Below are 2617 nucleotides of genomic sequence, written 5' to 3' on the forward strand. Positions count from 1 at the left end.
ATTCAATAGTATTCTGAATTCGGAAATCTATTCATTTCTTGACCGATATATCAAAAGAGATCATGAAACTTATTTTGATAAGATTTTTATTAATGAAAAGGAGTATCATTTCTCTGTTTTCAAGCATGAAGATTCTATTTTTCTGGAATTTGAGGAAGTATTGGAAAACCCCCATAAACACATCACCAATAAATATGACAATATCTATATGATCGATAATGATCAGGAAATTTGGGATCAGCTTCTCAATACACTTTCCAAAATCGTTAATTATGATCGTATGATGGTTTATCAGTTTATGAATGATGGCTCCGGAAAAGTAATAGCTGAAAAAGTGAAAGGAGACATCGAAAGTTATTTGGGACTGCATTATCCTGAACATGATATTCCTAAACAGGCTAGAGCTCTTTATTTATTGAAAAGAAAAAGAATATTCAGTGATATTAATGCTGAACCGGTCCGGTTGCTAAGTAAAACTGAAGAAAATATAGATCTTACCTATACAGCTTCCCGGGGAATGTCCCCTATTCATGGACAGTATCTTAAAAATGCCGGTGCTGCTTCCAGTTTTAGTGTGTCTATTATTATCGATGATAAATTATGGGGATTAGTTACCTGCCAGAATACGACCCCCCGGCATATTGATCTGGAAGATAGAGTACAGGCTGGAATCCTGACAGCTCTCGCTTCCAATGCTTATTCTTCATTTAAAGCAAAAAAGGAGCTGGAATATCGTGTTAATCTGAACGCAAAAACTTCAGCATTAAAGGCTGAATTTCTCAAACATACCACTTTATTTGAATCTCTTTTAGAAAATATCAAAGAACTCAGACGTCTGCCTGAAGCAGATGGTTTTGCTATAGTATCCAGTGATTCTATTGTAACCAATGGATCTACACCGGAGATTTTCGTTATAGAGAATATAGTTAACTGGGCTTCGGAATTTATATCGGAAGAGATTTATATCAACCGAAGTTTTTTAAAAGAACATGGGGAACTTCTGAATCTGGATAAGAAGAGTGCAGGTATTATTATATACTGTATTGAAAAGGAGAAAAGAGAAATGCTGATTTGGTTCAGGAAAGAATTCGATGAACATATCCGCTGGGCAGGAAGTCCTGAAAAAATAATAGAATTGTTCTCACAAAACGGAGAAGAAAAAAGAATGGTTTCTCCCAGAACATCCTTCCAGGTTTTTAATGAAGATATAAGAGGAAATTCAAAAAGATGGAGCTCACGAAGTATAATGACTATCCGTGCTATCCGCAATGTTATTCTGGAAACTTCCCATAAACAATATAATACAATAAAGGAGCTTAATAATCAGCTTCAGAAAGTAAATGAAGAACTGGATAGTTTTTCTTATACAATTTCCCATGATCTTGGAACTCCGCTGACTGTAATGAAGCTCAATGCCCAAATGCTGCTTGCGGGTCTGGATAATACCGAGAAAAATAAGAATAAACTGAATGCTATTATTGAAGAGATTGATAATATGGCAGAGATGATGCATGACGTATTACAGCTAAGCCGTGCTAAACACAGCAGTATTCAGCTGGAAAACCTTACAACGGTAAGGACGATTCAGAAAATATCTGAAAACGCACGAATTACCTACGAAACTCCCAAAAGTGAAATTGTCATAAAAGAATGTCCTGACGTATTGGGAGATAAAACCATGCTTCATCAGGTTTTTCTGAATATCATTAATAATGCGGTTAAATATTCGTCTCAGAAGGAAGCTCCCAAGGTAGAAATCTGGGGTACTGAAGAAGGTGATGAGATCATTTATCGTATTTCGGATAATGGAATCGGAATACCCGAGGAAGACAAACATAAGATGTTTAAAATATTTAATAGAATGGATAATGCGAAAAAGTTTAAGGGAAATGGGGTAGGATTATCTATTGTGCATAGAATAATGAAGAGAATCGGCGGAAGTGTAGATTATGAAAGTGATGAAAACGGAACATGCTTTATTCTTACCTTTCAAAAACCCTTATGATTATTAATATAAATATAAAATATGGTATCTGAATATCTAAAACAAAACACATCAGAATTTCATGATGCTGCTGAAAAATTATTCAATTCTGAAAAAATCTTCAATAAAACCTTTACTTTAGAAGATTACAGAAAGATCATTTCTACCAATTACCTTATGCTGCTACATTCGGAAGATAAGATTTTAAGTAGTCTATCCAATGAAATTTCTAATGAACTTCAATTAGACCAGCGAAAAAAATTACATCTTATTGAAAAAGACCTTCAAAGCTTATCGATAAACAGTCGGGAAACAACTTACGATCTTCAGGTGGATAACGAGCATGAAGCATTGGGGATGTTATATGTGATAGAGGGTTCTACTTTAGGTGGGAATGTAATAGCTAAACAACTTTCAAAGACAGAAGGCTTTGATGGGATAACCTTTAATTTTTTCGGTTGTTACAAAGAGAATACAGGACCTATGTGGACTAATTTCAAGGAAGTCCTGAATCGTGAAGTGGCAGAAGAAAATTATCAACATGTATTAGCGGGTGCTAAAAAATTATATACCTTTTTACTCAATGTGAATTAATTCTTATTCAAAACATTTAATTATTTATTTCAGAGCTAA

At 34.3% G+C, this 2617-nt stretch carries 2 protein-coding genes; both read left to right on the forward strand.

All coding sequences use genetic code 11. The features are described 5' to 3' along the window. Positions 1–2005: ATP-binding protein (locus tag Q0A18_RS03000; RefSeq protein WP_292008688.1), on the forward strand; the 2005-nt coding region annotated here is incomplete at its 5' end. A 21-nt stretch (positions 2006–2026) separates the two neighbouring features. After that, the gene (locus Q0A18_RS03005; protein WP_292008689.1) at positions 2027–2578 is read left to right on the forward strand and encodes a biliverdin-producing heme oxygenase; all 552 of its coding nucleotides are present in this window, start codon (positions 2027–2029) and stop codon (positions 2576–2578) included. Positions 2579–2617 lie beyond the last annotated feature (39 nt).

Origin of the sequence: Chryseobacterium sp. (assembly GCF_022712095.1) — a bacterium.
Classification (GTDB): domain Bacteria; phylum Bacteroidota; class Bacteroidia; order Flavobacteriales; family Weeksellaceae; genus Chryseobacterium.

Coding starts and splice junctions, on each gene's coding strand:
- Q0A18_RS03005 (WP_292008689.1), top strand. CDS start 2,027: ATGGTATCTGAATATCTAAAACAAAACACATCAGAATTTCATGATGCT.